This window comes from Streptomyces sp. NPDC047974, from assembly GCF_040653375.1.
Taxonomy (GTDB): Bacteria; Actinomycetota; Actinomycetes; order Streptomycetales; family Streptomycetaceae; genus Streptomyces.
In genome coordinates this window covers 124,240-149,398 of sequence record NZ_JBEZNU010000011.1, presented here as the reverse complement: position 1 = coordinate 149,398, position 25,159 = coordinate 124,240, and the positions used below count along the sequence as shown (strand labels likewise).

25 protein-coding genes are annotated in these 25,159 nt (G+C 71.7%); 8 read left to right on the top strand and 17 right to left on the bottom strand.

What is annotated here, in order from left to right; translation table 11 throughout:
- The first annotated feature begins 47 nt into the window (after positions 1 to 47).
- Complete coding sequence (gene pknB, locus AB0E19_RS18105; RefSeq protein WP_362180505.1) at positions 48 to 2,108, top strand: Stk1 family PASTA domain-containing Ser/Thr kinase; 2,061 nt, start codon at positions 48 to 50, stop codon at positions 2,106 to 2,108.
- A 91-nt stretch (positions 2,109 to 2,199) separates the two neighbouring features.
- Here the strand turns inward: pknB and AB0E19_RS18100 are convergent, their stop codons facing one another.
- The 5 genes from AB0E19_RS18100 to AB0E19_RS18080 form a co-directional block, all read right to left on the bottom strand.
- Positions 2,200 to 2,877 (bottom strand): class E sortase, encoded by a 678-nt coding sequence (locus AB0E19_RS18100; RefSeq protein ID WP_362180501.1) that lies wholly within the window; start codon positions 2,875 to 2,877, stop codon positions 2,200 to 2,202.
- A gap of 36 nt (positions 2,878 to 2,913) precedes the next feature.
- A complete protein-coding gene (locus tag AB0E19_RS18095; protein WP_362180498.1) occupies positions 2,914 to 4,158 on the bottom strand; it encodes a class E sortase in 1,245 nt (414 codons plus the stop codon).
- A complete protein-coding gene (locus AB0E19_RS18090; protein WP_359527768.1) occupies positions 4,155 to 4,793 on the bottom strand; it encodes an aminodeoxychorismate/anthranilate synthase component II in 639 nt (212 codons plus the stop codon). Before AB0E19_RS18090 ends, AB0E19_RS18095 begins: the two co-directional genes overlap by 4 nt.
- On the bottom strand, positions 4,790 to 4,951 hold the full coding sequence (locus AB0E19_RS18085; RefSeq protein ID WP_030493741.1) for a hypothetical protein: 162 nt from the start codon (positions 4,949 to 4,951) through the stop codon (positions 4,790 to 4,792). The genes AB0E19_RS18090 and AB0E19_RS18085 overlap by 4 nt, the downstream gene beginning before the upstream one ends.
- A 106-nt stretch (positions 4,952 to 5,057) precedes the next feature.
- Positions 5,058 to 5,837 (bottom strand): DUF881 domain-containing protein, encoded by a 780-nt coding sequence (locus AB0E19_RS18080; protein WP_362180493.1) that lies wholly within the window; start codon positions 5,835 to 5,837, stop codon positions 5,058 to 5,060.
- 140 nt (positions 5,838 to 5,977) lie between these two features.
- Between AB0E19_RS18080 and crgA the strand changes: the two genes are divergently transcribed.
- Entirely contained in the window at positions 5,978 to 6,232 is a 255-nt protein-coding gene (crgA, locus tag AB0E19_RS18075; protein WP_169092879.1) for a cell division protein CrgA, read from the top strand.
- A gap of 303 nt (positions 6,233 to 6,535) precedes the next feature.
- Here the strand turns inward: crgA and AB0E19_RS18070 are convergent, their stop codons facing one another.
- Positions 6,536 to 7,402 (bottom strand): rhomboid family intramembrane serine protease, encoded by an 867-nt coding sequence (locus tag AB0E19_RS18070; RefSeq protein WP_362180489.1) that lies wholly within the window; start codon positions 7,400 to 7,402, stop codon positions 6,536 to 6,538.
- A gap of 23 nt (positions 7,403 to 7,425) precedes the next feature.
- Positions 7,426 to 7,944, bottom strand: a complete 519-nt coding sequence (locus AB0E19_RS18065) for a peptidylprolyl isomerase (protein WP_362180698.1) — start codon at positions 7,942 to 7,944, stop codon at positions 7,426 to 7,428.
- Between the two features lie 240 nt (positions 7,945 to 8,184).
- On the opposite strand from AB0E19_RS18065, the gene AB0E19_RS18060 reads away from it, so the two are divergent.
- Positions 8,185 to 8,937: a DUF5324 family protein gene (locus AB0E19_RS18060; RefSeq protein ID WP_362180486.1), complete on the top strand. Its 753-nt coding sequence runs from the start codon at positions 8,185 to 8,187 to the stop codon at positions 8,935 to 8,937.
- Between the two features lie 145 nt (positions 8,938 to 9,082).
- Here the strand turns inward: AB0E19_RS18060 and AB0E19_RS18055 are convergent, their stop codons facing one another.
- Positions 9,083 to 9,445 carry a DUF6344 domain-containing protein gene (locus AB0E19_RS18055; RefSeq protein WP_362180483.1) on the bottom strand — a complete coding sequence of 121 codons (363 nt, stop codon included), beginning with the start codon at positions 9,443 to 9,445 and terminating at the stop codon, positions 9,083 to 9,085.
- A gap of 359 nt (positions 9,446 to 9,804) precedes the next feature.
- Here AB0E19_RS18055 and AB0E19_RS18050 point away from each other — a divergent pair, with 359 nt between their 5' ends.
- The 3 genes from AB0E19_RS18050 to AB0E19_RS18040 are packed head-to-tail and all read left to right on the top strand — an operon-like array spanning position 9,805 to position 12,421.
- Positions 9,805 to 11,004 (top strand): FAD-dependent oxidoreductase, encoded by a 1,200-nt coding sequence (locus AB0E19_RS18050; protein ID WP_362180480.1) that lies wholly within the window; start codon positions 9,805 to 9,807, stop codon positions 11,002 to 11,004.
- A gap of 31 nt (positions 11,005 to 11,035) precedes the next feature.
- Complete coding sequence (locus AB0E19_RS18045) at positions 11,036 to 11,935, top strand: RNA polymerase sigma-70 factor (protein WP_362180477.1); 900 nt, start codon at positions 11,036 to 11,038, stop codon at positions 11,933 to 11,935.
- A gap of 39 nt (positions 11,936 to 11,974) precedes the next feature.
- The gene (locus AB0E19_RS18040; protein WP_362180474.1) at positions 11,975 to 12,421 is read left to right on the top strand and encodes a hypothetical protein; all 447 of its coding nucleotides are present in this window, start codon (positions 11,975 to 11,977) and stop codon (positions 12,419 to 12,421) included.
- 75 nt (positions 12,422 to 12,496) lie between these two features.
- Here AB0E19_RS18040 and AB0E19_RS18035 read toward each other — a convergent pair whose 3' ends face one another.
- The 7 genes from AB0E19_RS18035 to AB0E19_RS18005 form a co-directional block, all read right to left on the bottom strand.
- Positions 12,497 to 13,261, bottom strand: coding sequence for an alpha/beta hydrolase (locus AB0E19_RS18035; protein WP_362180471.1), 765 nt, complete (start codon positions 13,259 to 13,261; stop codon positions 12,497 to 12,499).
- Between the two features lie 91 nt (positions 13,262 to 13,352).
- The gene (locus AB0E19_RS18030; RefSeq protein ID WP_362180695.1) at positions 13,353 to 13,784 is read right to left on the bottom strand and encodes a PPOX class F420-dependent oxidoreductase; all 432 of its coding nucleotides are present in this window, start codon (positions 13,782 to 13,784) and stop codon (positions 13,353 to 13,355) included.
- A gap of 125 nt (positions 13,785 to 13,909) precedes the next feature.
- On the bottom strand, positions 13,910 to 14,605 hold the full coding sequence (locus tag AB0E19_RS18025) for a 2OG-Fe dioxygenase family protein (protein ID WP_362180468.1): 696 nt from the start codon (positions 14,603 to 14,605) through the stop codon (positions 13,910 to 13,912).
- A 113-nt stretch (positions 14,606 to 14,718) separates the two neighbouring features.
- Positions 14,719 to 16,011 carry a biotin carboxylase gene (locus AB0E19_RS18020; RefSeq protein WP_362180465.1) on the bottom strand — a complete coding sequence of 431 codons (1,293 nt, stop codon included), beginning with the start codon at positions 16,009 to 16,011 and terminating at the stop codon, positions 14,719 to 14,721.
- Entirely contained in the window at positions 16,008 to 17,270 is a 1,263-nt protein-coding gene (locus AB0E19_RS18015) for an ATP-grasp domain-containing protein (RefSeq protein WP_362180462.1), read from the bottom strand. The genes AB0E19_RS18020 and AB0E19_RS18015 overlap by 4 nt, the downstream gene beginning before the upstream one ends.
- A gap of 91 nt (positions 17,271 to 17,361) precedes the next feature.
- Positions 17,362 to 18,588 (bottom strand): MFS transporter, encoded by a 1,227-nt coding sequence (locus AB0E19_RS18010; RefSeq protein WP_362180459.1) that lies wholly within the window; start codon positions 18,586 to 18,588, stop codon positions 17,362 to 17,364.
- A gap of 7 nt (positions 18,589 to 18,595) precedes the next feature.
- Positions 18,596 to 19,897 (bottom strand): ATP-grasp domain-containing protein, encoded by a 1,302-nt coding sequence (locus AB0E19_RS18005; RefSeq protein WP_362180457.1) that lies wholly within the window; start codon positions 19,895 to 19,897, stop codon positions 18,596 to 18,598.
- Between the two features lie 141 nt (positions 19,898 to 20,038).
- On the opposite strand from AB0E19_RS18005, the gene AB0E19_RS18000 reads away from it, so the two are divergent.
- The gene (locus AB0E19_RS18000) at positions 20,039 to 21,079 is read left to right on the top strand and encodes a helix-turn-helix transcriptional regulator (RefSeq protein WP_362180454.1); all 1,041 of its coding nucleotides are present in this window, start codon (positions 20,039 to 20,041) and stop codon (positions 21,077 to 21,079) included.
- A 279-nt stretch (positions 21,080 to 21,358) separates the two neighbouring features.
- Positions 21,359 to 22,267: a LuxR family transcriptional regulator gene (locus AB0E19_RS17995; RefSeq protein ID WP_362180451.1), complete on the top strand. Its 909-nt coding sequence runs from the start codon at positions 21,359 to 21,361 to the stop codon at positions 22,265 to 22,267.
- Between the two features lie 52 nt (positions 22,268 to 22,319).
- Here the strand turns inward: AB0E19_RS17995 and AB0E19_RS17990 are convergent, their stop codons facing one another.
- Both AB0E19_RS17990 and AB0E19_RS17985 read right to left on the bottom strand, forming a co-directional pair.
- Positions 22,320 to 23,795, bottom strand: a complete 1,476-nt coding sequence (locus AB0E19_RS17990; protein ID WP_362180448.1) for a solute carrier family 23 protein — start codon at positions 23,793 to 23,795, stop codon at positions 22,320 to 22,322.
- 130 nt (positions 23,796 to 23,925) lie between these two features.
- On the bottom strand, positions 23,926 to 25,158 hold the full coding sequence (locus AB0E19_RS17985; protein WP_362180445.1) for an ATP-grasp domain-containing protein: 1,233 nt from the start codon (positions 25,156 to 25,158) through the stop codon (positions 23,926 to 23,928).
- Position 25,159 lies beyond the last annotated feature (1 nt).

Here is a 25,159-nt window from a genome sequence, read left to right as displayed (position 1 = left end):
ACCACCCCAGGGTGCGGTCGGGACAGACGGAGAGGGCTGGATTAGCTATGGAAGAGCCGCGTCGCCTCGGCGGCCGGTACGAGCTGGGCTCGGTGCTCGGCCGCGGTGGCATGGCCGAGGTGTACCTCGCCCAGGACACCCGGCTCGGCCGCACCGTCGCCGTGAAGACGCTGCGGGCCGACCTGGCCCGTGACCCGTCCTTCCAGGCCCGGTTCCGCCGCGAGGCACAGTCCGCCGCCTCCCTGAACCACCCGGCGATCGTCGCCGTCTACGACACCGGCGAGGACTACGTCGACGGGGTCTCCATCCCGTACATCGTCATGGAGTACGTCGACGGCTCGACGCTCCGTGAGCTGCTCCACTCGGGCCGCAAGCTGCTGCCCGAGCGGACGCTGGAGATGACCGTCGGCATCCTCCAGGCCCTGGAGTACTCGCACCGCGCCGGCATCGTGCACCGCGACATCAAGCCCGCGAACGTGATGCTGACCCGTACGGGCCAGGTCAAGGTCATGGACTTCGGCATCGCGCGCGCCATGGGCGACGCGGGCATGACCATGACGCAGACCGCGGCGGTCATCGGCACCGCCCAGTACCTCTCGCCGGAGCAGGCCAAGGGCGAGCAGGTCGACGCGCGCTCCGACCTGTACTCCACCGGCTGCCTGCTCTACGAGCTGCTGACCGTCCGGCCGCCGTTCATCGGCGACTCCCCCGTGGCCGTGGCCTACCAGCACGTCCGCGAGGAGCCACAGCCGCCGAGCAACTTCGACGCCGAGATCACGCCCGAGATGGACGCCATCGTCCTCAAGGCACTGGTCAAGGACCCCGACTACCGCTACCAGTCCGCCGACGAGATGCGCGCGGACATCGAGGCGTGCCTCGACGGGCAGCCGGTCGCGGCCGCCGCGGCGATGGGCATGGCGGGCGCCCCGGCATACAACGGCTACGGCTATCCGCCGGAGGACCAGCCGACGACGGCGCTGCGCCAGACCGACCCGGCCGGCCAGACGACGATGATGCCGCCCGTCCAGCAGGACGGCGGCTACGGCGGTGGGTACGGCGGGCACGACGGTTACGACGACCGTCCGGACCGCCGCCGGGGCGGCGGCCAGAAGAAGTCGAACGCCTCGACGATCCTGCTCGCGCTCTGCGGCGTCCTGGTCCTGGTCGGCGCGATCTTCATCGCGAAGTACCTCATGGACACCAACGACACCCCGCAGCAGACGCTGGTGCCGCCGCTCGTCGGCCAGACGATGCCCGAGGCGCAGAAGTCGGCGACCAATGCCCAGGTGCAGCTGGTGGAGGCGGGCAAGGAGCGCTGCGACCAGCCCACGGGCGCCATCTGCCGCCAGGACCCGGCCTCCGACGGCGCCTCCAAGATGGCGATCAGCGGCACGATCCAGGTGTGGGTCTCCGAGGGCGCGCCGCTCGTCGAGGTCCCGGACGTGCAGGAGCAGTCGCTCCAGCGGGCGAAGGAGACCCTGGAGGGCAAGGGCTTCAAGGTCAAGGTCGAGGAGGAGGAGTCCGAGGAGGACCCCGGCACCGTCCTGCGGCAGAACCCGCAGAACGGCACCAAGGCCGAGAAGAACTCCGAGGTGACCCTCACCGTCGCCAAGCAGAAGCTGACGCAGCTGCCGGACGTGCGGAACCGCGACATCAGCCTGGCGCTCCAGCAGCTGAACGGCCTCCAGTTCACCAACGTGAAGCAGGAGGAGGTCGACAGCGACCAGCCCAAGGGCATGGTCCTGGAGCAGACCCCGGCCGGCCCGAGCAACCAGCCGCTGGACGTCGAGATCAAGCTGAAGGTCTCCAAGGGCCCGCAGGCGACCCCGATCACGATCCCCGGCGATCTCGTCGGGAAGACGCTGAAGGAGGTCCGGGACTGGTTCCAGGGCCAGGGCGTCACGGTCGTGGTGTCCGGTGTCGACAAGGACGACGCCCGGGTCCTGCAGTCGATGCCCGCCGCGGGCCAGACGGTCAACAAGGGCGGCTCGATCACCCTGTTCACCGCCGACGTGAACGGCGGTGGGGGCAACCCCGGCGGCCAGCAGGACGGCGGCCAGCAGGACGGTGGCAACGGCGACGGCAACATCGGCGGCTGGTTCGACTAGCCGGCCGGCCCGAGCGAACGGGGAGAGCCCCGGAGTCCGACACAGGACTCCGGGGCTCTCCCCGTTCCGGGCGCTTCCGTGCCGGGCTCCGTCAGCGGAGCTCGGCCGGCGGGGTGCGGTCCGCGTCGACCTTCTCCGTGCGGGCCAGCTCGCCCCAGACGATGAAGCGGTAGTCGGAGGTGTACATCGGGGTGCAGGTGGTGAGGGTGATGTACCGGCCGGGTGCCTTCTTGCCGGACTCCTCGGGGACCGGCTGGAGGACGTCCACGTTGTACTTCGTGGTCTCCGGGAGCGTCTTGTAGACCTTGTAGACGTACCAGGTGTCCTTGGACTCGAAGACGATCGGATCGCCGTTCTTCAGCTTGTGGATGTTGTGGAACTTGGCGCCGTGGCCGTCCCGGTGGGCGGCGAGGGTGAAGTTGCCCTGCTTGTCCTGCGGGAGGGCGGACTTCACCGGGTCGGTGTAGTAGCCGGCGACGCCGTTGTTGAGGACGGTGCTCTCGGTGCCCCGCTTCACCAGGATCTCGTCGCCGCCGAACGCGGGGACGTGGAGGAAGCCGAGGCCCCCCTTGGTGTCGAGGGCGCCGGGGCCCTGGTCGGCCCATTCGCCGCGGACCTGCGCGCCTTCCTTGTCGGCGGCACGGTCGGCGAGGACGTTCGTCCACCACAGCGAGTAGACGACGAAGAGTCCGAGCACGAGGCCGGCTGTGATGAGGAGTTCGCCGAAGACGCTGATGAGCCCGGCGATCCGGTTGCGCGCGCGTGACACTGGGTCGGCCCTCGTCCCTTCTGGAGGTGTGGGGTCTCAGCCTACGAGCGCGGTCGGCTTTCCCTTGCTGCGCGGGCGTTCCTCGACCAGCTTTCCCCAGACGATCATGCGGTAGGTGCTGGTGAACTCGGGCGTGCAGGTGGTCAGGGTGATGTAGCGGCCGGGCTCGGTGAAGCCGGAGCCCTTGGGGACCGGGTCGATGACGGCGATGTTCGAGGGCGCGGTCTGCGGGAGGATGCTCGCCATCTCGTACGTGTAGTAGGCGTCCTGGGTCTCGACCACGATGGGGTCGCCGGGCTTGAGGCGGTTGATGTACCGGAACGGTTCGCCGTGGGTGTTGCGGTGGCCGGCGACCGCGAAGTTGCCCTGCTTGTCGGAGGGCATGGCGGTCTTGAGCTTGCCCTCGCCGTAGTGGCCGACCATGCCCTTGTCGAGGACCTTGGGCTTGCTGATGCCCTCGGCGACGGGGACGACGACGTCCAGCTTGGGGATGTGCATGATGGCGAAGCCCTCGCCGGGGGCGAAGACGTCCGGCTTGTTCTCGCCCTTGGCCCAGGTGTCCTCGATGCGCTCCTTGGCCTGGTCGGTCTCCTGGCCGGCGAGGACGTTCGTCCACCACAGCTGGTAGGCGACGAAGAGGAGCATGACCACGCCGAGGGTGATGAACAGCTCGCCGACGACGACGCCGACGCTGTCCTTGGCGGCCTTCGCCTCCCGGGCGGCGCGGCGGGCCTCGACCCGCGAGAGGGGACGCGCGGCGGGCGTTCCGGCGGTGGTCCCGGTGGCCGGTCCGGCCGCCGGGCGGCCCTTGCCGCGGCCCTGCTTGGCGGCGGCCCGCCGCCGCTCGGCCCGCCCGGGCCCGGGGAGGGCCTCCACGGACCTCGGAGCCTCCTCCGCGACCTCGGGCGCCTCCCGGGTCCCTTCGGCCTCGTACGGCTCGTGTACGGGCTCGTGGACGGCTTCCCGCGGGGGTTCGTAGACCGGCGCCTGCGGCTGCGGCTGCGGCTCGTACGAGGACTGCTCCGGGGAGGGATACGGGTACGGGTACGGGCCCTGCTGCTCGTAGCCGTACCCGCCCTGCTCGTACCCGCCCTGCTGCTCGTACGGGCCCTGCTGCCCATACGGGCGCTGCTGCTCGTAGGCGCTCTGGTCGTAGGCGCTCTGGTCGTACGGGCTCTGGTCGTACGGGCCCTGCCCGGGCGCCCGGCCCCCGTGGTCCTCGGGTATCGGCTCGGCGCCGGGCTGCCCGGAGGCCCGGAACCACGGCGAGCCCGTCGTCACGCGACGGCCTTGCCCACCACCGGCGCGAGCCCCGCCGACCGGCCGACCGCTCCCTCGTCTCCGCACTGCACCAGCCAGTTGGCGAGCATCAGGTGGCCGTGCTCGGTGAGCACCGACTCGGGGTGGAACTGGACGCCTTCGACGGGCAGTTCGCGGTGGCGGAGGCCCATGATGATGCCGTCCTCGGTCCGCGCGGTCACTTCGAGCTCGGCGGGCAGGTCGGCCGGCTCCGCGGCGAGCGAGTGGTAGCGGGTGGCGGTGAACGGCGAGGGGAGGCCGGCGAAGACGCCCTTGCCCTCGTGGACCACGGGCGAGGTCTTGCCGTGCAGCAGCTCGGGGGCGCGGTCGACGACGCCGCCGTAGGCCACGGCCATCGACTGCATGCCGAGGCAGACGCCGAAGACCGGGACACCGGTGGCGGCGCAGTGCCGCACCATGTCGATGCAGACGCCGGCCTGCTCGGGGGCGCCGGGACCGGGGGACAGCAGCACGCCGTCGAAGCCGTCCTGGGCGTGGCTCAGCTCCACCTCGTCGTTGCGGAGCACCTCGCACTCGGCGCCGAGCTGGTAGAGGTACTGCACGAGGTTGAAGACGAAGCTGTCGTAGTTGTCGACGACGAGAATTCGCGCGCTCACTGGCCGTCCACCGTCACATCGTTGAACGGAAGCAGAGGCTCCGCCCAGGGGAACACGTACTGGAAGAGGACGTAGACGACCGCGAGGACCAGCACGACCGAGATCAGCGCCTTCACCCAGGCGTTGCCCGGCAGATGCCGCCAGATCCATCCGTACATGACGTCCGACCGCCCCTTCCGTTCGTTACGGGCACCAGAGTACGGGGCGAGGCCCCCGTCGGGGGGAAGCTGTCCGAAGCCTGTGGACGACCGGTCCCGAACCGGGCTACGCGGCGGGCTTGGCCTGGTGGAGGTCGACCGCGCCCGCGTAGCCGGGCAGGGTGACGTCCTTGTGGTCGTCGACCTTCCAGCCGAGTCCGTAGGCCTTCACGTACAGCTGGTAGTTCTGGAGCGCGGGGGAGTCCGCGAGGGCCTTGTCGAGCTTCCCGCGGTCGCCGACGGCGGTGATCTTGTACGGGGGCGAGTAGACGCGGCCCTGGAGGATCAGGGTGTTGCCGACGCAGCGGACCGCGCTGGTGGAGATGAGCCGCTGGTCCATGACGCGGATGCCCTCGGCGCCGCCCTCCCACAGGGCGTTGACCACGGCCTGGAGGTCCTGCTGGTGGATGACCAGGTCGTTGGCCTGCGGTTCGGGGTAGCCGGGGGCGGCCTGGGCGCCGGGCGGGGCGTCGTTCAGCGTGACGGTGAGGCCGGGGCCGGAGATCTCGGTGGTGCCGGCGGCGGTCTCCAGCGCCTTGAGGCGGCGGTCCTCGGCGGCCGTGGAGCCGTCGTCGCGGGCGGCGAGGGCGTCGACCCGGTCGCGCAGGAGGGCGGTGGACTCGTCGAGGCCCGCGTTCTTGTGGCTGCGTTCCTCGATGAGGTCGGAGAGCCTCAGCAGGGAGGCGTCCGTGCGGATGTTGGTGCCCTTGGCGGTGTTGAAGCTCGTGACGAAGAGCAGCCCCGCGAGGGCGAAGACGCCCAGGGTGAGGAGTCGGACGGGACGCCAGCGACCGGGCCCGCCCGGTCCGACGGGGGGCTCGCCCGGAGTGTCGGCGGAATTGCTCAACGTACCCTGATCCCCTTCTGCGCCGCGGAACCACTACGCTAACGGACGCCCGGGGGGCGCAGTCGACCTGCTACGTCACATCCCGGCGACAGCCACAGTTCCCTGCGCGGTCACGCAGCGCATCGACAGGAGAGTCCCTCGTGCCGAAGTCACGGATCCGCAAGAAGGCCGACTACACGCCCCCGCCGGCGAAGCAGGCCGCCAACATCAAGCTGACGAACCGCAGCTGGGTCGCCCCGGTGATGCTGGCCCTGTTCGCCATCGGTCTGGTGTGGATCGTGGTCTTCTACGTCACCGACGGTTCGCTTCCGGTCGAGTCGATCCGGAACTGGAACATCGTGGTCGGCTTCGGCTTCATCGCCGCCGGCTTCGGTGTCTCCACGCAGTGGAAGTGAGCGACTTAGCGGCGCTTAGCGGGTCTTCCCGGCTGCCGTCAAGCTCACCCCTGAGTTTATCCACAGCGTTGTGCACAGCACTGGATAACTTAGGAAGATCTGTGGATAACTCGCACCGGATTGACGCCGGTATGACCGCGAACACCTGTCCACAGCGAGCTGGAGCCCCCTACCTCTTGGGATAAATCCCAGGTCAGAGGCAGGGGGCTCGGTCGTACCCACCCCGGTGGGGAGAACCCGCCACACACTGTGGATAACTCTGGGGAAAGCTCGCTTCCCCAGCTCGTCCACAGGCTCAGGCGCTCAGGTGAGCGCCATGGTCCGGCCCACCACGACACCCACGTCGACGAGCAGCACCAGGGCGCAGGCGCCGTACTGGACGAGCTCCCGGCGGCTCCGGGGCGCCCGCACGAGCACGTACGTCACCAGGGCGCCGGCCACGAGTCCACCGACGTGCGCCTCCCAGGAGATCCCCGGACGGGTGAACGTCATCACCAGGGACAGGGCCACGAAGAGGGTCACGGGCCCCATGTCGTGGCGCCGCCGGCGGGCCAGCACCGCCCAGGCTCCGATGAGGCCGTAGACGATGCCCGAGGCGCCCAGCGAGGGCTGGTTCGGGGCCGCGACCACGTAGGCGAGGACCGAGCCGGACAGCCCGGAGAGCAGGCACAGGAGCGCGTACCGGGACCGGCCGAGCTCCGGCTCGACGATCCCGCCGATCACCCACAGGCCCAGCAGGTTGAAGAGGATGTGCAAGGGCTCCTGATGCAGGACCGTGGAGGTGAGCAGCCGGTACCACTCGCCGTCCGCGACCCCGACGACCTCGCCGAGCAGCGGGTTGTACGCGTACCCGATGAGCACGAGCTCATCGACGAACCGGTCGCCGAGGAGCAGCACGAGCCCGTACACCAGCACGCAGATCCCGATGAGGATCTTGGTGACCAGGCGGTCGTCGGTCCTGACCCGGCCGCCCGCGAGCGTCCTCGCCTGGTTGGCGCCGGCGGCGTGCCCGGTGCCGGAACCGCTGCGGACGCAGTCGGGGCACTGGAAGCCGACGGAGGCGGAGATCATGCACTCCGGGCAGATGGGCTTCTCGCAGCGCGTGCAGCGGATGCCCGTCTCGGTGCCGGGATGGCGGTAGCAGTGCGGCGGTCCGGACTGCGCGTCCATGGGCTCGGTCCCCTCCTTCCCGGTCAGCGCTGCTCGATCACCACGGACTCGACCACGACGTCGGTCAGCGGCCGCTGGGTCTGCGGGTCGGTGGTGACCTGCGCGATGGCGTCGACGACGGCGCGGCTCTTCGCGTCCACGACCTCGCCGAAGATGGTGTGCTTGCGGTTCAGCCAGGTCGCGGGGCCGACCGTGATGAAGAACTGGGAGCCGTTGGTGCCCGGCCCGGCGTTGGCCATCGCCAGCAGGTACGGCCGGTCGAACCAGAGCTCCGGGTGGAACTCGTCGGCGAACTCGTATCCGGGTCCGCCCGTGCCCGTCCCCAGCGGGTCGCCGCCCTGGATCATGAAGTTCCCGATGACCCGGTGGAAGACCGTGCCGTCGTAGAGGGGATCGGTGGAGACCCGTCCGGTGCCGGGGTGGGTCCACTCGCGCCCGCCCGAGGCGAGCTCCGTGAAGTTCCGCACCGTCTTCGGCGCGTGGAACGGCAGCAGGCGCACCTCGATGTCGCCCGCGCTGGTCTTGAGGATCGCGTACGGCATGGCCACGGTCCGCCTTCCCTCCCTGGTCGTGCGTCACACCGCGGAACGGATCGCCTCACGCGTCCGCGGCCCTGGCGAGTCGATCCTCGCACGGCGCAGCGGCCGGGCACGGCCCGCCCGCATCCCCCGCATGCCCCGGATGCCCGCACCGCATGCCGTACTTCGCTCCGGAAGGCATGATGCCGAAAAGGATGGAAAGGTGAAAAACCGACATCGCTCGCCATCGAGGAGGAGGAACCCGTGACTCGCATGGACAGCGTGCGCGCCGCTACGGATTCGGCGAAGGAAAGCGTCCTGCACGCCGCGGACGTGGTGGCGCCGTACGCCGGCACGGCCAAGGACCAGGCCGCGCACTATGCGCACGAGGCGCGGGTGCGGCTCGCACCCAAGGTGTCGAGCGCCGCTCGGCAGGCACGCGCGCAGGCGCGTGTGCAGTACGCCGCGCATGTGGCGCCGCACGTGCCGCCGCGGGTCGACGACGCCGCGCATCGCGCTGCGGCTCGGACCCGCTCGGTCGCCCATCAGGTGGCCGACTACACCGTTCCGCGTGTCGAGCACGCGGTCGCCGCGACCGGTCCCGTCCTTGAGGAGGCCGGGTCGCGTTCCACTGCCGCCTGGGCCGCGCTGCGCGGTCAGGTGACGCCGGACGACGTCCGGAAGATCATGAGGAAGCAGGAGCGCCGGGCCAGGGCCGGGCGTCTCGTCAAGGGTCTCGCCGTGCTGGGCCTGCTCATCGGCGGCGCGTTCGCCGCCTGGAAGTGGTGGGACAGGCAGGCCAATCCCGACTGGCTGGTCGAGCCGCCGGCGCCCACGGAGGTGGACGAGGGCTCGGGCATGCCGTCCGCGTCGGGCGGTCTCCCGGGCGGGGAGTCCGAGGCCGGTACGCGGGTGGTCGCGGAGTCCGGGAACGTGGTGGAGGCCGAGACCGGGGACGGGTCCGGGATCGAGGCGGGGCCGGAGACCGAGTCCACGGAGCCCGACGAGCGCCGCTGACCTGGGACCGTTCCGTCCGTTCCCTCTGTTCCCTCTGTCCCGTGCGTTCCGTCCGCGCTGTCCGTGCTGTCCGTGCTGTCCGTGCTGTCCGGAGGTGACTCCGGCGCGGGGTGCGGGGAGGGAGAAGTCGTGCTCTCCCCGCACCCTAGGCGGCCGTCGCGAGCGCCAGCCGGGTCAGCTCGGCCGGGTCGCTCGCGAGCGGCGCGGCCGAGCGGAGCGTGCGGGAGGCGGGAGCGGAGCCGTGGGCCTCGGCGCCGATGCGCTGCTTGATGGTGGGCGGCAGCGAGCCGCGGCGCAGCGTCGCCCAGGGCTCCGCCCGCCTCTGTGCCACGACCGTCACGGCGCGCTCGGCGGTGACGGGGGCGGCGGGGGCGGCCGGCTCCTCGGGCTGGGTCACGGGGGCCTGGCCCTGGGCGGCGGCGGGGGCCGCCAGGCCGACGGAGGCGAGCAGGGCGAAGAGGACGGAGATGAAGGCGGTCCAGAACTGCTTGACCTTGGCGGTGGCCATGGCCCCTCACTTTCGCTGGTGCGGCGTTCTCGGATGGTTCATTTCGGGTTGCGCGCTTTACATACCTTTCTCATGATCTGTATGCGCACCCGGATCCGGCGGAGCGACGCCGCGTCCGCGCAGTTCTTCCGATGAACACCACCCGTCCGGATCAACGGGAGTCCGCGATGCACGGCCGACGTGCCCTCCGGCGGCCCGTCACGCGCCCGCTCCCCGTGAATCCCGCCGCAATTCGGTGATCCACGTCACACCACGTCACAGTCGTCGCCCGCCCGGTGTCCTGTGGTCGACCCCCTGAAGGGGCCGGTCCGGGAGAAGTCCGGGCGGTCCGGGCGGTCCGGGACGAAGGAGACGACGCCATGGGCGGGAACACCGAAGTGGTCGTGATCGGCGGCGGATACGCCGGTGTCATGGCGGCCAACCGGCTCAGCGGACGCGCGGACGTGCACGTGACGGTGGTCAACCCCCGTCCGTCCTTCGTCCCCCGGCTCCGCCTCCACCAGCTGGTCGGCGGCAGCCACCCGGCCGTCGTCCGTTACGAGGAGGTGCTGGCCGAGCGCGTCCGGCTCGTCGTCGACTCCGTGGCCCGGATCGACGCCCACGCGCGCGTGGTCACCCTGGAGTCGGGCGGCACGGTCGGCTACGACCGCCTCGTCTACGCCGTCGGCTCCACCGGCGCCCGCCCGGAGGTGCCCGGCGTCGCCGACCACGCCCACCAGGTCGCCGAGCTGGAGTCGGCCGAGCGGCTGCGCGCCGCCGTCGCCGAGCTGCCCGCCGGGGTCCCGGTCACCGTCGTCGGCGCCGGCCCGACCGGCATCGAGACGGCCGCCGAGATCGCCGAGGGCGGCCGCCCGGTGACGCTGGTCTGCGGCGGCGTCCTCGGCCCGTATCTGCACCCCAGGGCCCGCCGCTCGGCCGTCCGCCGGCTCGCCGCCCTCGGGGTCACCGTGCTCGACGGCCCCGGTACGAAGGTGACCGAGGTGACGGCGGAGGAGGTCCGGCTCGCCGACGGCCGTGTGGTGGGCGGCGGGCTCGCCGTCTGGACCGCCGGCTTCGGCGTCCCGGACCTGGCGGTGCGCAGCGGACTGAGCGCCGACGCCGCCGGACGCCTGCTCACCGACGAGACGCTGACCAGCGTGGACGACGAGCGGATCGTCGCGGCCGGGGACTGCGCGGCCCCCTCGGACCTGCCCTTCCGGATGAGCGCCTACGTGGCCGGCTGCCTCGGCGCGCACGCGGCCGACACGGTGCTGGCCCGGATCGACGGCCGCCGCCCCGAGCCGGTGGACATGGCGTTCAACGCGATGTGCCTCAGCTTCGGCCGGCGCACGGCGATCTTCCAAATCGCACACAAGGACGACCGCGCGATGGGAATCTACGTCGGCGGACGTGCGGGGGCGAAGCTGAAGGAACTCGCCTGCGCGTTCAGCGTCAAGCACCTGACCGAAGAGGCCCGCAAGCCCGGTGCGCACTCCTGGCCCAAGGACGGCAAGCACCGGCCCCGGCTCCTCCAGGCGCGCGCGGTCCGCACGACGGACGCCCCCGAGCACGCGGTCTGATCCGGCGGACCGAGAACGGGGAGACCGAAGCATGACCGGCGAGCACACCACGGACCCGGCGACCGAGACCTTCGTCGCCCACCGGAACCTGCTGTTCACGGTGGCGTACGAGATGCTCGGCTCGGCCGCCGACGCCGAGGACGTCCTCCAGGAGACCTGGCTGCGCTGGACCGGCGTCGACCTCGCCCAGGTCCGCGACCAGCGGGCGTACCTCGTCCGCATCACCACCCGCCAGGCCCTCAACCGCCTGCGGACCGTCCAGCGGCGGCGGGAGGCGTACGTCGGGCAGTGGCTGCCCGAGCCGCTGCTCACCACGCCGGACGTCGCCGAGGACGTCGAGCTGAGCGAGTCGGTGTCCATGGCGATGATGCTGGTCCTGGAGACCCTCACGCCGACCGAGCGGGCCGTCTTCGTGCTCCGCGAGGTCTTCGAGGTGGGGTACGAGGAGATCGCGGCGGCCGTCGACAAGACCCCGGCCGCCGTCCGCCAGATCGCCCACCGGGCCCGCAAGCACGTCGACGCCCGGCGCCCCCGCGCCGCGGTCCCGGCCCGGCAGGCGCGGGCGGTCGTGGACTCCTTCCGGCGGGCCCTGGAGACCCGCGACCCGCAGGAGTTCCTGGACCTGCTCGCCCCCGACGTCGTCCTCGTCAGCGACGGCGGCGGGATCAAGCGGGCCGCGCTCCGGCCGGTCGTCGGCGCCGACAAGGTCACCCGCTTCTACCTGGGCGGCACCCACAAGCACGACGTCACGGTCACCACCGAGCCCACCTTCGTCAACGGCGCCCCGGCACTCGCCGTGCGCGTCGACGGCGAGCTGGACGGCGTGATGGCGCTGCGCGTCGAGGACGGCCTGATCAGCGGCCTCTACTACGTCCGCAACCCCGAGAAGCTCGCCCACATCCTGGCCGAGACCTCCCTCACCCTCCACTGAGCCCACCACCCACCCCCGGCAACCGGAAAGGACCCGGAGATGCCCGGACAGACCACCCCCGCGGCGGGGAGCCCCCGCCCCGCCTTCCACCGGACCGTCAGGGTCGCGGTCGGACTCCAGACCCTGGCCCTGTTCTTCCAGGCGGGCACCGCCGGAGCCCTGCTCGTCTCCCCGACGGGCGCGCTCCTGCACGACGTCGGCTCGCGGGTGATGTACGGCGCCTCGATGCTCTACCTGGTGGCCGCGGTGGTGGCCTGGCGCCCGGGCGGCGCCGGGCCACGGCCGATCCTGTACGCCTCCGGGCTCCTGGTCCTCGCCTCGGTCCAGGTCGCCCTGGGCATCGCCCACCTGCCGGCGTTCCACGTGCCCCTGGGCATCGCGATGGTGGTCCTCAGCACCCTCGACCTGGTCACGTCGACCGCGGCCAGGACGGCTCCGCGCGGGGCCCGGATCGCGGGGGCCCCGCACCCGGTCGCCGACCGGTAGACCGGGCGGCTCGTCGGCCCGGCGGCGCGGGGCGGCGGGGCGGGGCGGCGGCGCGGGGCGGCGGCGCGTTCGGGGTCAGGCCAGCGCGGCGGCCGCGGCCTCGGCGAAGGCCTGCGGGTTGTCCAGCATGATGTTGTGCCCGCAGTCCGGGATCTCGACCACGCCGACGCCCGCCGCCGCGAGCTCCGCCGCACCCGGCAGGGGGCCGTCGGCCCGCGGGAGCAGGAAGGTCCGCGGGATCTCCAGGTCCCGCAGCAGCTCCCGCATCACCGGGTCCGAGCCGCGGACCAGCTGGACGGCGCTGCGGTGCAGGGCCTCGCGGCCCGCGAGCCGCATGGTCGACCACCAGTGCGCGCCGGCCGCGTCCCGTACCTCCGCCCAGCCGCCGGCCAGGAACTCCTCCTCGGTGTAGGCGGCGATCCCGGTGCTGCCGACGGCGCCGTGCTTCGGCTCGGCGGCGTCGAGGTTGGCATCGACGAGCACCAGCTTCGACACCAGCCGCGGGTGACGGGCGGCCAGCACGACGGCCACCGAGCCGCCCATGCTGTGCGCGATCACCTCGGCCCCGGCGACACCGGCGGCGGTCAGCGCCAGGGCGAGCGCGTCGGCGTGCGATTCCAGCGAGTAGTCGAAGTCCGTGGGCCGGTCGCTGATGCCGTGCCCGAGCAGGTCGATCAGCAGCGAGCGGTGCCCGGCGAGCAGCGGGTGCACCGCCGTCTCCGTCCAGTACGCCGGCGAGGTGGCGCCGAGCCCGTGTACGTAGACACGGACCGGCTCGGCCCCCGGCAGCTCGACCCAGCGGATCAGGTCGCCTCGGGGGGTCACGGCGGCGGTGCGCACAGTCTGCTCTCCTGACGTCGGTTCACGTGGCGTACGGACGTACGGGTGTACGCGCGTACGGGTGTACAGGGCAAGTCTGTGCCGCGGTGCGTCAGGAAGCGATCCCCTCATAGGCGATCACGTGATCGATGTTCGCCCGTACGAGGTACTCGCCCGGCACCGAGTTGCGCTCCCCGTACCGCTCCGCCAGTTCGCCGCCCATGTACCGGCCTCCGATCCTGGTCGCCCACGTCCTCAGCTCCGCCGGGTCCTGGGTGAACCGCGCCGTGCATTCGAGCATCACGTACGCGTACGGCGCCTCCATGTCGTCCACGCAGAGCGCGAACCGCGGCTCCCGCCGCAGGGCGTGGGCCTTCAGCGAGGCGTGCCAGGTCGTGAAGAGCACCTCGGTACGGCCGTCGGCGGTGTCGTCCAGGAGGAACCACACCGGGGTGACGTGCGGCCGGCCGTCCTTGCGGTGGGTGGCCAGCTTGCCGGTGCGGGTGCCGGTCAGGACGAACGCCCGCCACTCTTCCCCGGTCATCGGACGCATGGACGGAACTCCTTTCGTACGGGGCCGGCCGCGCCGAGGCTCCGCCGGGGGGGGGATCCGGCGGAGCCTCGGCGCGGCCTCCCTGGTCAGGCGGTGGGGGGATCCGGCGGCCGGGGTCAGTCGGCCAGGGGGAAGAAGTCGATCAGCATCATGTCGCGGATGCCCCGCTCGGCACCTTCCGCCGGGGTGATCGCCGAGACTCCGTGGAACACCCGGCGGTCGTCGATGACGATCGACTCGAAGGGCTCGAGCAGGGTGGTGCGGAAGATCGGCTGCTTGTCCCGGTCGTAGAGCTGCGACTCGCCGCCCGCCACGTCCTCGCGGTTGATGAGCACCTGGGCCACGAAGTGGTGGCCGTCCTCGTGGATGCCCTCCGGGGCGGGCATGGAGGACTCGTCGCGGCCCGCGATGATCCGGATCTGGTGCACGCCGACGCCCGCGGTGGCACGGTCGATCTCCCCGGGCAGGTTGTCGAGGAAGGCGAGCACGATCCGCCGGAGCACATCGGAGGAGGCCACCGTGTCGGCGAGCGGCTCGAAGCGCCGCTCCACGCCGCCGAACAGGGAGTTCACCTCGGCCGACTGCTCGAACACGGCGGAGTCGGTCGGCACCAGCTGGTCGTTGGCCAGGCGGAAGCGACCGTATCTGCGCTGACGGAAGGTCGCCCCGTCCGGCAGGTAGGCGTCCACGGGCAGATCCGCCCAGGACCTGATGAAGTCCTTGAGCGCCCGTTCCGGGCAGCCGGAGAGCGCGTCGCCGAGCAGAGCGGGGGACGAGTGGTGGAACGGGATGGTCTCGATGGCAACGGACATGCCAGGTACTCCTGTCGGTGAGTCGGTCGGTCGGTCGATCGGTCGGTCGATCGGTCAGCCGGGGTGGGGAAGGACGGGGAACGGGCAGGAACGGGCGGGGAACGGGCCGGGCGCTAGCGCCCGGCGGCCGCCGACAGCAGGGCGTCCGGCGCCTCGGCGGCGTCCTGCGGCGCGTCGGCCGGCACCCCGGCCACCCGGAACCCGGTCGCGGCGGCGACGACGGCCGCCTCGACCTCGGCGCTGCCTGCCCCGCGGAACCGGAACCGCCCGCCGACGTGCTCGTAGTACGCGTCCGCCAGCGGCAGCACCTCGCCGACCTCCAGCAGCGCCTCCGCGTACAGTCCGGGGACCCGCCCGGTCATGGAGGTCACCTCGGTGATCCGGCAGGGCCGGGCCTCCGGGGCCGGGACGATCAGGAAGCCGCCGACCTCCCCGCTCGCGCCGGGCTCCCCCTCCGGGATGGGCCGCTGGAGCTGGAGCTGGAACGCCGCGTCCATCAGGTCGTACCCGTGGACCTCACGCCAGACGAAGGGGATCTCGGCCCCGCCCACGCGCGCCCCGACCTCCAGGAAGCTGCACCGGGGGGTTCCGGAGGAACGGTCGACGAACACCTCCAGGTGGAAGACGAGCGGCTCGTCGGACAGGGCGCGCAGATAGCCGGCCGCGGCCTCCCTGATCGCCTGGTTGACGGCCTCGTCGTCCTCCTCGACCGAGCCGAGGAAGTCCCCCGACCGGAAGCCGAGGCAGGTGTTGACGTACCGGGAGGCCCGGACGTGCCGGATCTCCTCGCCGGTGAACACGCCGTCCACGTGGTAGATGAGCCCGGGGTGGAAGCGCTGGACCATCATCGGCCCGTCGTCGAGGCGCAGGGAGGCGAGCTCCTCGGGGCCGTCGAGCTTGGCGACGCCCTCGCTCGAACTCCCCATGACCGGCTTGACGATGACCGGCCAGCCGAACCTGCCGGCGAAGTCGAGGACCGTGGCCTCGTCGGTCGCGAGCTCGAACTCCGGCAGCTCCAGGCCGGCCTCCGCGACGGCGGAGGCCATCAGGTACTTGTCCCGGAACTTCGCGAGCTGCGCGGTCCGCTGCCCGGGGCAGTCCCACTCCTCGCGCAGGGCCGCCGCGATCAGCAGGTCGTCCTCCTTGAGGGCGACGATCCGCTCGGGCCTGCCGTGCCGCACGGCCAGCACCCGTACCGCGGCGCGCACCGCCTCCAGGTCGTCCGTGCGCTCGACGGTCACGACGTCCCCGGCCGCCTCCGGCACGGAGGGCAGGCCCACCTCGGTGGAGATGTACGAGACGTGGTGCGTGGTGTGGTCCAGGTACTCGGCGTAGCGGGCGTACCGCTCGCGCCAGCGGTTGATGACGACGATGTGCGGGAGGCCCCGCGCCGCGGTGGTGGTCACGCCCCGCCCTCGCCCTCGATCTCGTACATGCCGTCGCCGTCGAGGTAGTGGATCGTGCCGATGTCGCGCATGACGACCTCCTCGATCTCGTGGAAGAGGCGGACGAAGCCGACGTAGGTGCTGTCGTTGACGGTGGGGACGACCGTGCCGCCCAGCGGGACGAACTGCGAGAGGTCGTGGAAGCTCTCGAGCCGCTCGATGTCCTCCAGGTGCCGCAGCGACTTCAGCGGGCCGGCCTTGGCGGCGACCAGGCCGACCGAGGCGAACCAGCGCTTGATCTCGTACGGGTCGTCGCAGCGCTCCGCGAAGCGCTCGGGGTTCGTGAACGCCTCGACGGTCCAGTCGAAGGGGGACTCGCCGGTGGCGTGCTGCACGTAGTGCGGGAGGTCGCCACCGCAGATGCGGGCGCCCATCTCGATCAGCACCGGGCCCTCGGCGGTGAACTTGAGCTCGATGTGGGAGGGGCCGTGCTTGATGCCGAGGGCGTCGAGCACCTCGAAGGCGTACGGCACGAGCTGGTCCTGCACCTCGCCGTGGCGCGGCATCAGGTGGACGGAGTTGCTGATGTCGTGGACGCCGTTCACGGAGATGCGCGAGGTGGCGATGATGTCGGTGACGTGGTGGCGGCCGTCGCGGCTGACGGTGTTGACCATGTACTCGCCGCCGAAGAGGTGCTCCTGGGCGACCACGCCTTCGTTGACCTCGGAGAACACATTGGCCGCGCCGGTGAGTTCGCGGAAGGCCCGCGCGCTCTCCTCCGGGGTCGAGCAGAAGTGGACGCCGTCGTTGGCGGCGCTCTTGACCGGCTTGACGACGATCCGGCGGCCCAGTTCCCGGTGCCAGTCGGCGAGCTCCTCGGCACTGGTGGCGAGGATCTGCCGGGCGCCGCGCACTCCGGCGGCCTTGATGGTCTCGATCATCGTGAACTTGTCGCGACGGGCGGCGCTGTGCCGGGTGCCGTTGGTCGGCAGGCCCATCGCCTCGCTGAGCCGGTCGGCGAACTCGACGCCGAACTCGCTGCCGGAGAAGACGGCGACCGGCTGGTAGGCGCCCACGGCCCGGATCGTCTCGTCGAGGTCGCCGAGGTGGACGATGTTGTCCTCGTAGAGGGAGAGGTCGAGGGAGCCGGCGAAGGCCGGGGGGATCTCGGCGGTGCTCTGGACCCGGATGCACCGGTATCCGGCCTTCTCGAACTCCGGCGGGAAGAAGCGCGCGGGCGCGAAGGCGTCGACGATCGCGACGTAACCCTTGATGGTCACGGGAACTCCTTGCTGGGGTGGAATCCCCACGCAGCTGCACGTGGGTGGGAGGTGGCGGGTGGGGGGTGGGGGGCGTGGGGTGGGGGGTGGGTCAGGACGCGGACTCGGCGAGGGCCCGCGGCGCCGGCTCCGCGGCCGGCTCGGCCCGCTTGGCGCTCCAGGCGCTGCCCGCGAGGGCCAGGACGGAGAGGGCGGCACCGGCGGCGCCGATGATCACGAAGGCCCACATCGGGCTCATCGCGTCCTGGACGGTGCCGGAGAGCGGGGCCCCGATGCTGTTGCCGAGGGTGAGAGCGGCGCTGTAGCAGCCCATGACCACTCCGCGGGCGCCGGCCGGCGCCAGTCCGCTGGCCGCGCTGGCCGTCGAGGCGAAGGCGGGCGAGCACAGGGCGGCGGGCAGGACCATGGCCAGGCACAGCCAGCGCCAGTCGCCGGTGGCGAAGCCGCCCACGACGGTGGTCAGGCCGACCAGGCCGGAGATCAGGGCGAAGGACGGAGGGTTCTTCAGCGTGCCGTAGATCAGCGCGCCGATCAGGGAGCACAGACCGCAGACGGTGAGGACCAGTCCCGACCACTCCACCTGTCCGGCCTCGCGCAGACCGCCGACGATCGCGACCTCGTAGCCGGCGGTGGCCAGGGTGGTGGCGGTGGTGGCCATGAGCACCGGGACGAGGGCCGGGCTGAACCAGGTCCTGAAGGGCACCTTCGCCGGCTTGGCGGAGGGGGTGTCCGTGCCCTTGACCTCATCCCTGACCTGCGGGTTCAGCAGCCACAGGCCGATTCCGGCGAGGGACACGATCAGGCCGAGACCGCGCATCGACACATCGCTGGAGATGGCGGTGGCGATGGTGACGCCGAGCGCCGGGCCGACCATGTACGAGATGTTGGAGGTCATCGCGTCCAGCGCGAAGGCCGTGTGCCGCTGCTCCTCCGGGACGGCCACGGCGAGCCTCAGCCGGACGATCGCGAAGCCGGGGAGGTTGAGCAGGCCGCAGGCCACCGCGGAGACGGCGAGCGCCTCGTACGGGAGGGCGGGTCCGAGGCCCCAGAAGAGCGCCTGGCCGGCCACCGAAACGGCGAGCACCCGGCGTACTCCGTAGCGGTCCATCAGCTTGCCCTGGACCGGGCCGCCGATGGCGACGCCGACCGTCCAGAGGGCGATCACCAGGCCGGAGGCCCCGAAGCCGCGGCCGAGGCCGAGGACGACGCCGAGGTTCATCACGACGGGGATCGCGACGACGGCGATCTTCGCGAAGAAGCCGAGCACCATGAGCGGGCCGATGCCCGGGAGGGCGACGACCTTTCTGTAGCCGTCCATGCGCATGTCAGCGGTTCCGTTCCTCGGTGCCGGCACCGGTGTCGGTCGGGGCGTCCGCCACACCGATGGCCACCGCGATCTGCCGCAGGAAGGACCGGTCCGTGAAGGCGTGGCGCTGCCAGAGGGATTCGAGCTTCGCGGGCAGGGCCGCCCGGTCCTCCAGCTCGCAGGTGATGACGATGTTGGGGTGCTCGACCCCGTCGATCGTGAGGGTCTGGGTCCGTACGACGTCCAGCTCGCGGGTCACGTCGGAGACGAACTCCGGGGACAGCTCGCGGACCGGGAACTGGAGGCACACCCGCTTGATGCCCTCGCGCGGCTCGGGGTGCCCGGGCCAGGTGCCGTCGAGGATCGACAGCAGCACGTCGTAGGTGTTGAAGTCGGTGGACGCGATGCACGGGGTGGTCGTGCCGGTCACCCGGGGGTTGATCTCCAGGATCTGGTAGACCCCGTCCTCGTAGATCATGTCGAGGCCCACGGCCCCGGAGAAGCCGACCTCGCGGCAGAGGCCCTTCAGCTTCTCGGCCACCGGCGCGAAGTCCCGGTCGTGCGGCTCGCGCGGAGCCACGTAACGCAGCCGGCCGAAGTTGAAGACCGGACCGAGTTCGGCCGGTCCCTGCCACACCCGGGGCTGGACCACGTACTCGCCGTCGGCGCCGACCACCTCGACCGAGCAGATCTCACCGGAGACGCACTGCTCCAGGATGAAATTGCCGTGGTGCTCGCCTTCGGACAGGTGGCGTTCGAGGGCCGCCTCGTCGGGAATGGAGACCATTCCGGCGCCCATGCAGTCCCAGAGCGGCTTGCTGATCAGCGGATATCCCATGTCGGATATCTGGATCATTACCGCGTCCGTATAGGCGGGAATCGCCAGGCCCCGGCCGGCGAGGACGTCGTTGTCGACGAGCAGCCCCGGCGGGGTGTCGAGACCGTGCTGCTCCAGGAGGCGCTTGGTCTCCCACTTGTTGCCGGTGAGGGTGACCGCGTCCAGGCTGTGGGCGGTCATCGGGATGCCGACCGTCTGGAGACGGCGCTTCACCACCGCGTCGCGCAGGGCGTTCTCGTCGGCGATGGACAGGGAGACGACACCGTCGGCGCCCCAGTCGATGACCTTCTTGGCAAGTTCGTCCGCGGAGATGTCACCGGGGATCTTCTCGGATTCCCCGGGAAAGTCCTCGGGGCCGCATTCTCCGTCGGTGTAGAAGAGCTTGGCCTCGATGCCATCCTTCTGGAAACGCCCTTCGAGCGCCGTCAGAAAGGGTTTTGTCTGCTGGATCTCAATAGAACGCAGGAAAGCGATTCTGCGCATGATTCACCCCTTCGGGGAATTTTCAGAAGTCGCGCGACGCGTGCCGTCCAGCGCGATGAGAAGACTCTCGCAGCAGGCGCGGGCCGGGTGGAGAGATACTCGGTGTCCCAATGTGGACAGACCAGAAGAGGTTCTCGACAAATGGAGCGTTCAGGGACACAAAGCCCCGATGGCACGGCTCAGTTGGCGCCGGAATCGCTGACCGTCTACGCGTGGGTGTTGCGCAGCGGTGTGCTTCGCGACTCCGACCTGACCGCGGCGGAAAACGAACTCGGGCTTTCCGGAACCGAGTTGACCCGCGCGCGGGACAACCTACTCGAACTCGGCCTGCTGCTGCCCGCCGGCTGCGGAGACGGCCTGATACCGACGGATCCCACGATCGCCGAGATGGCGGTCCGGGCCCCGCTGGAGCAGGAGATCCGCCGCCGGCAGCAGGAGCTGGTGGACATCCACACCCGGCTGCGCCCCCTGGCGCCGCTGTTCACGCAGCACGAGCGCACGGGGCGGCGCGCCGACGGGGTGCGCACCTTCGGCGAGGCGGACGACGTCCGGCGGGAACTGTCCCTGATGACCCGGCTGTGCACCGAGGAGATGGTGAGCATCCAGCCGGGCGGCGGCCGCAGCTCCGACACGCTGCGCGGCATCATCGAGGAGAGCCTGTCGATGCTGGACCGCGGGGTCCGGCTGCGCACGCTCTACCAGCACACGGCCCGGGCCAGTCTGAGCACGCAGATGTACGTGCGCACGGTGTCGGCGGCCGGTGCGGAGATCCGTACCACCGCCGAGGCGTTCGACCGGATCATCATCTTCGACCGGGAGACGGCGTTCGTGCCGCAGCAGCGGACGGCGGGCGGGCCGCAGGGCGCCTCGGTCGTCACGGACCCGACGGTGGTGGGCTTCCTGTACCGGATGTTCGAGAGCCTGTGGGAGTCCGGCCGCCCCTTCGACGCGATCCAGCCAGATCCGCCACAGCCCCCGGAGGCGCTGAGGCTCACGATCCTGCGGCTGATGGCGGCCGGCCTGAAGGACGAGACGATCGCCAAGCGGCTGGGGATGGCCACCCGCACTTTGCGCCGTCATGTGAAGGACGTCACGGACGAATTGGGTGCGGAAAGCCGATTCCAGGCGGGTTACAAAGCCCACCAGCTGGGACTCCGACTTGACACGGACGGGGGCGAATAGCCTCTCCATGGGGGGCAACAGCTCTATGATCCAGCCAAGTTGACCGTAACTAACCGTTCACCACACAGGCAGGCGGGCTACCCTTCGCCCCGTTTCGCGTGATGATCGCCACTCTCACCGGAGTCAGCCATGCAACCGCAGCAGTCAGTGACGCCCATCCTCAGCGCAAAGGCTCGTGCGGCATACGTCAATCTGCTGTGCCGGGATTCGCAGCGAAGACGCGTGCCGACCCTTTCCGGAAACGGTCCGGACTCGGCGGAAGCGGACGAGGACCGGGAGGTGCTCCAAGAGCTGCTCTCGATGGGCATGCTGGACGCGGATGATTCAGTTCCGGACAAACTGACCGCCGTGGACCCGGGAATCGTCGAGGCCCGTCTCGGCGCGCAGCTGCGCTCCTCCGCGCTGATGATGCTGGAGGAGGCGCGCAGCCTCACGGAGCTGCTCCGCCCGCTGATCGCCGAGTCCCGTCCGGCCTCGGGCGCGTCGGACGGTGTGCCGATCGTACGGATCGAGGGCAAGGCCGCCATCAGCTCGATCGTCAACGAATCGGTGCAGCAGTGCGCGGAGGAGCTGTTCACCGCGCAGCCCGGCGGCCCCCGGCCGCAGGCCACCCTGCACGCGATCCGCCGGCAGACCGCTGCGCTGCTCGACCGCGGGGTCAAGGTGCGGACCCTGTACCAGCACACCGCCTGGCACGACGGCCCCACCCGGGACTACGTGAGCGAGATATCCGCGCTCGGCGCGCAGATCCGGACGCTCGACGAGTTCTTCGACCGGCTGATCATCGTGGACCGCGCCCTCGCGGTCATCCCCGCCAACACCGCCCGCGACCAGGCCGTCGTCGTACGGGATCCGGCCGTGGTGCGGTTCCTGGCCGAGGTGTTCGAGCGGAACTGGCAGCGCGCCAAACCCTTCCAGGGCTCCCGCACACCGAACGAATCCAGCCAGTTGAGCGGAGCGCTGCGGGAGACCATCATCCGCTGCCTCATCCATGGCGACAGCGACAACGCGATCGCGAAGCGCATCGGGCTCAGCACCCGCGCGTACGCCTCCCACCTGGCGAAACTCAAGGCGGACCTCGAAGCGGAGACCCGCTTCCAGCTCGGCTACCGGCTGGGCCAGCTCGCCGGATCGCAGACCTCCGCCCCCGAGGAGCCGGCACCGGCACACGAGACGGGCGGGGCGTGAGGCGATCTGCTGATCGCCTCACGCCCCGCCCGTGGTGGTGGGGGGGGGACAGCTACATCACGGCGGCCTTCGTGGCGGCGGCCTTCGTGGCCGCGGGCTGCGTGGCAGCGGGTTGCGTGGCAGCGGGCTGCGGCACGGCGTCCGTCCCGGTGGCCGGCGCGACGTCCTTCGTCCCGCCCGTCCGGCCCGGGCCGCGGACCAGGGCCAGGGCGTGGTAGCCGACCAGGGTGACCAGGGTGCCGAGCGCGATGCCGCTGATGGAGAAGGTGTCGGTGACCTGGAGGTTGACCCCGCCGATGCCGAGCACCGACCCGGCCGCGATCGGGACCAGGTTGACCGGGTCCGAGAAGTCCACGCGGGCCCTGATCCAGATCTTGGCGCCGAGCAGGCCGATCATCCCGTAGAGCACCACGGTGATGCCGCCGAGCACCGCGCCCGGGGTGGCGGCGACCAGCGCGCCGAACTTCGGGCACAGGCCGAAGACCAGGGCCGCCGCGGCCGCCATCCAGTACGCGGCGGTCGAGTAGACGCGGGTCGCGGCCATCACGCCGATGTTCTCCGCGTACGTGGTCGTCGGCGCGCCGCCGACCGCCGAGGAGACCACGGTGCCGAGACCGTCGCCGAGGATGCCGCGGCCGAGGACCGGGTCGAGGTCCCTGCCGGTCATCTCGGAGACGGCCTTGAAGTGACCGGTGTTCTCGGCGAGCAGCGCGATGACACCCGGCAGGACGAGCAGGATCGCCGAGGTGCTGAAGCTCGGCGCGTGCATGGTGGGCAGCCCGAACCAGGCGGCGTCGGCGACCGCGTCGAGCTGGACCCGCGCGTGGGTGGTGACCTCTCCGGTGGGGCCGGGCGCGGTGATCTGCCCGAGGGTCCGGTCGAGCACCCAGGAGAGCGCGTAGCCGAAGACGAGGCCGACGAGCACCGCGAGCCGGCTCCAGAACCCGCGCAGCAGGACCCCGGCGGCGATCACGACGGCCATGGTGGCGAGCGCCGTCCACTGGTCCTGGGGCCAGTAGATGTCGGCCACCACCGGGGCCAGGTTGAGTCCGATCAGCAGCACCACGGCGCCCGCGACCACCGGCGGGAAGGCCTTGTTCACCAGGCCGGGCCCGGCGAAGTGGACGAGCAGGCCGACCGCGGCGAGGACCAGGCCCGCGACGAGGATGGCGCCGGTCACGGTCGCCGAGCTGCCGCCGGCCGCCCGGATCGCGGCGACCGCGCCGACGAAGGACGCGCTCGTGCCGAGGTAGCTCGGGATCTTGCCCTGCACCACGAGCAGGAACACCACGGTCGCGATGCCCGACATCATGATCGCGAGGTTGGGGTCGAGCCCCATCACGACGGGGAACACGAAGGTCGCACCGAACATCGCGACGACGTGCTGGGCCCCGAGGCCCACCGTGCGCGGCCAGGAGAGCCGCTCGTCCGGCATGACGGCCGCGCCGGGCCGCGGGGCCCGGCCGTCACCGTGCAGCCGCCAGCCAATGCCGAGGATCCGCTGGAGCGGACCCTGCGTTCCCTTCATGGTCGTTCCTCCGGTCGCTGACGTTCGATAGGGATGGGTTCGATGGGGGTGGGGCGGGGGCGGGGGCAGGGGCGAGGGGCGCGGGGGGTGCGAGGGGGGTGGGGGACGCGCCGCGCGCGGGAGAGGCGGGTCAGACCCCGACGTGGGCGGTGATCCCCGCCAGGGCCTCGTCGGCCCGTACGTCGGCCCGGTCGGGGCCGTCCGCGGTGGCGATCACGTGGCCGAGCCGGGTGCGGACGCCGCCCGCCGGACCGTCGTGCCCGCCGCCCACGCGGGCGCCGAGGTCCACGTACGAGCGGGCGGCCGCCACGTACGGGCTGGAGAGCATTCCGCGCAGTCCGTGGAAGACCCCGTGCCGGGCGGTGGTGATGTAGCGGAGGGCGGCGGGCCGGAGCCCGTGGGGGCTGATCTCCGGCCGCTCGCCCAGGACGACCTGGAGGTACACCCTGGCCACGCTGACCCCGGTGGCGTGCTCGATCAGCTGCGTGACCGGCCCCTCCGGGGCGGCGGTGCCGACGGTGAGGAGCCGCGGCCCGTCCGCCGTCAGCTTGAGCGCCGTGTGCGCGAGCCCGTCGCGCAGGCCGAGCGCGGCCAGGCCGCGCTCCACCACGGACAGGAGCGCGAAGGTGGTGGCGTCCGGCAGGCCGGAGGGCAGGGTGTACCCGGCCGCCCGCCGCACCGGGCCGTCCTCGTCGGCGGACCGCAGCATCGCCAGGTGCCCGAACCGGCCGGCCCGTGACACGGACTCGACGCGGTACTCGGTCCCCTCCAGGTACTCCTGGATGAGCGCCACCGGCGCGGGGTCGGTCCCGTGGACCGGGTCCTCGCGCCGTGCGAGGACGCGCCGCACGGCCTCCGGGAGGTCGCGCGCGTTCCACACGACGGCCGCGCCCGCCGCACTGGGACTCTCGGCGGGCCGCACCACGACCGGGTATCCGAGGCCCGCGGCCCGGCGCCGCGTCTCGGCCGCCCCGGGCAGGCGGACGGCCAGGGTGCGCGGGCCCGGCACCCCGTGGGCCAGCAGGATCTGCGCCGTCCGCCGGCGGTCGCGGACGGCGGCCGCCGCGCCCGGGGGGTGACCGGGAAGCCCGAGCACCTCGGCCACCGAGGCGGCCAGCGGGGCCAGGGGCTCCCCGCCGGCCGCCACCCCGCCGATGCCCTGCCGGAGGCAGTACTCGGCGAGCCGGCCGACGGCCTGTGCGGGCCGTCGGAAATCGGCCACGACGACACCCGCGTAAGCCGACCGCTCGGCCCCGGCGCGGTGTGTCGCGAGGTGGACCGGGACGCCCAGCGACCGCGCCGCCGTCAGCAGGCTCTGTGCCGTCGCTCCCGCACCGCCGAGCAGCAGGACAGACCTGCTCATT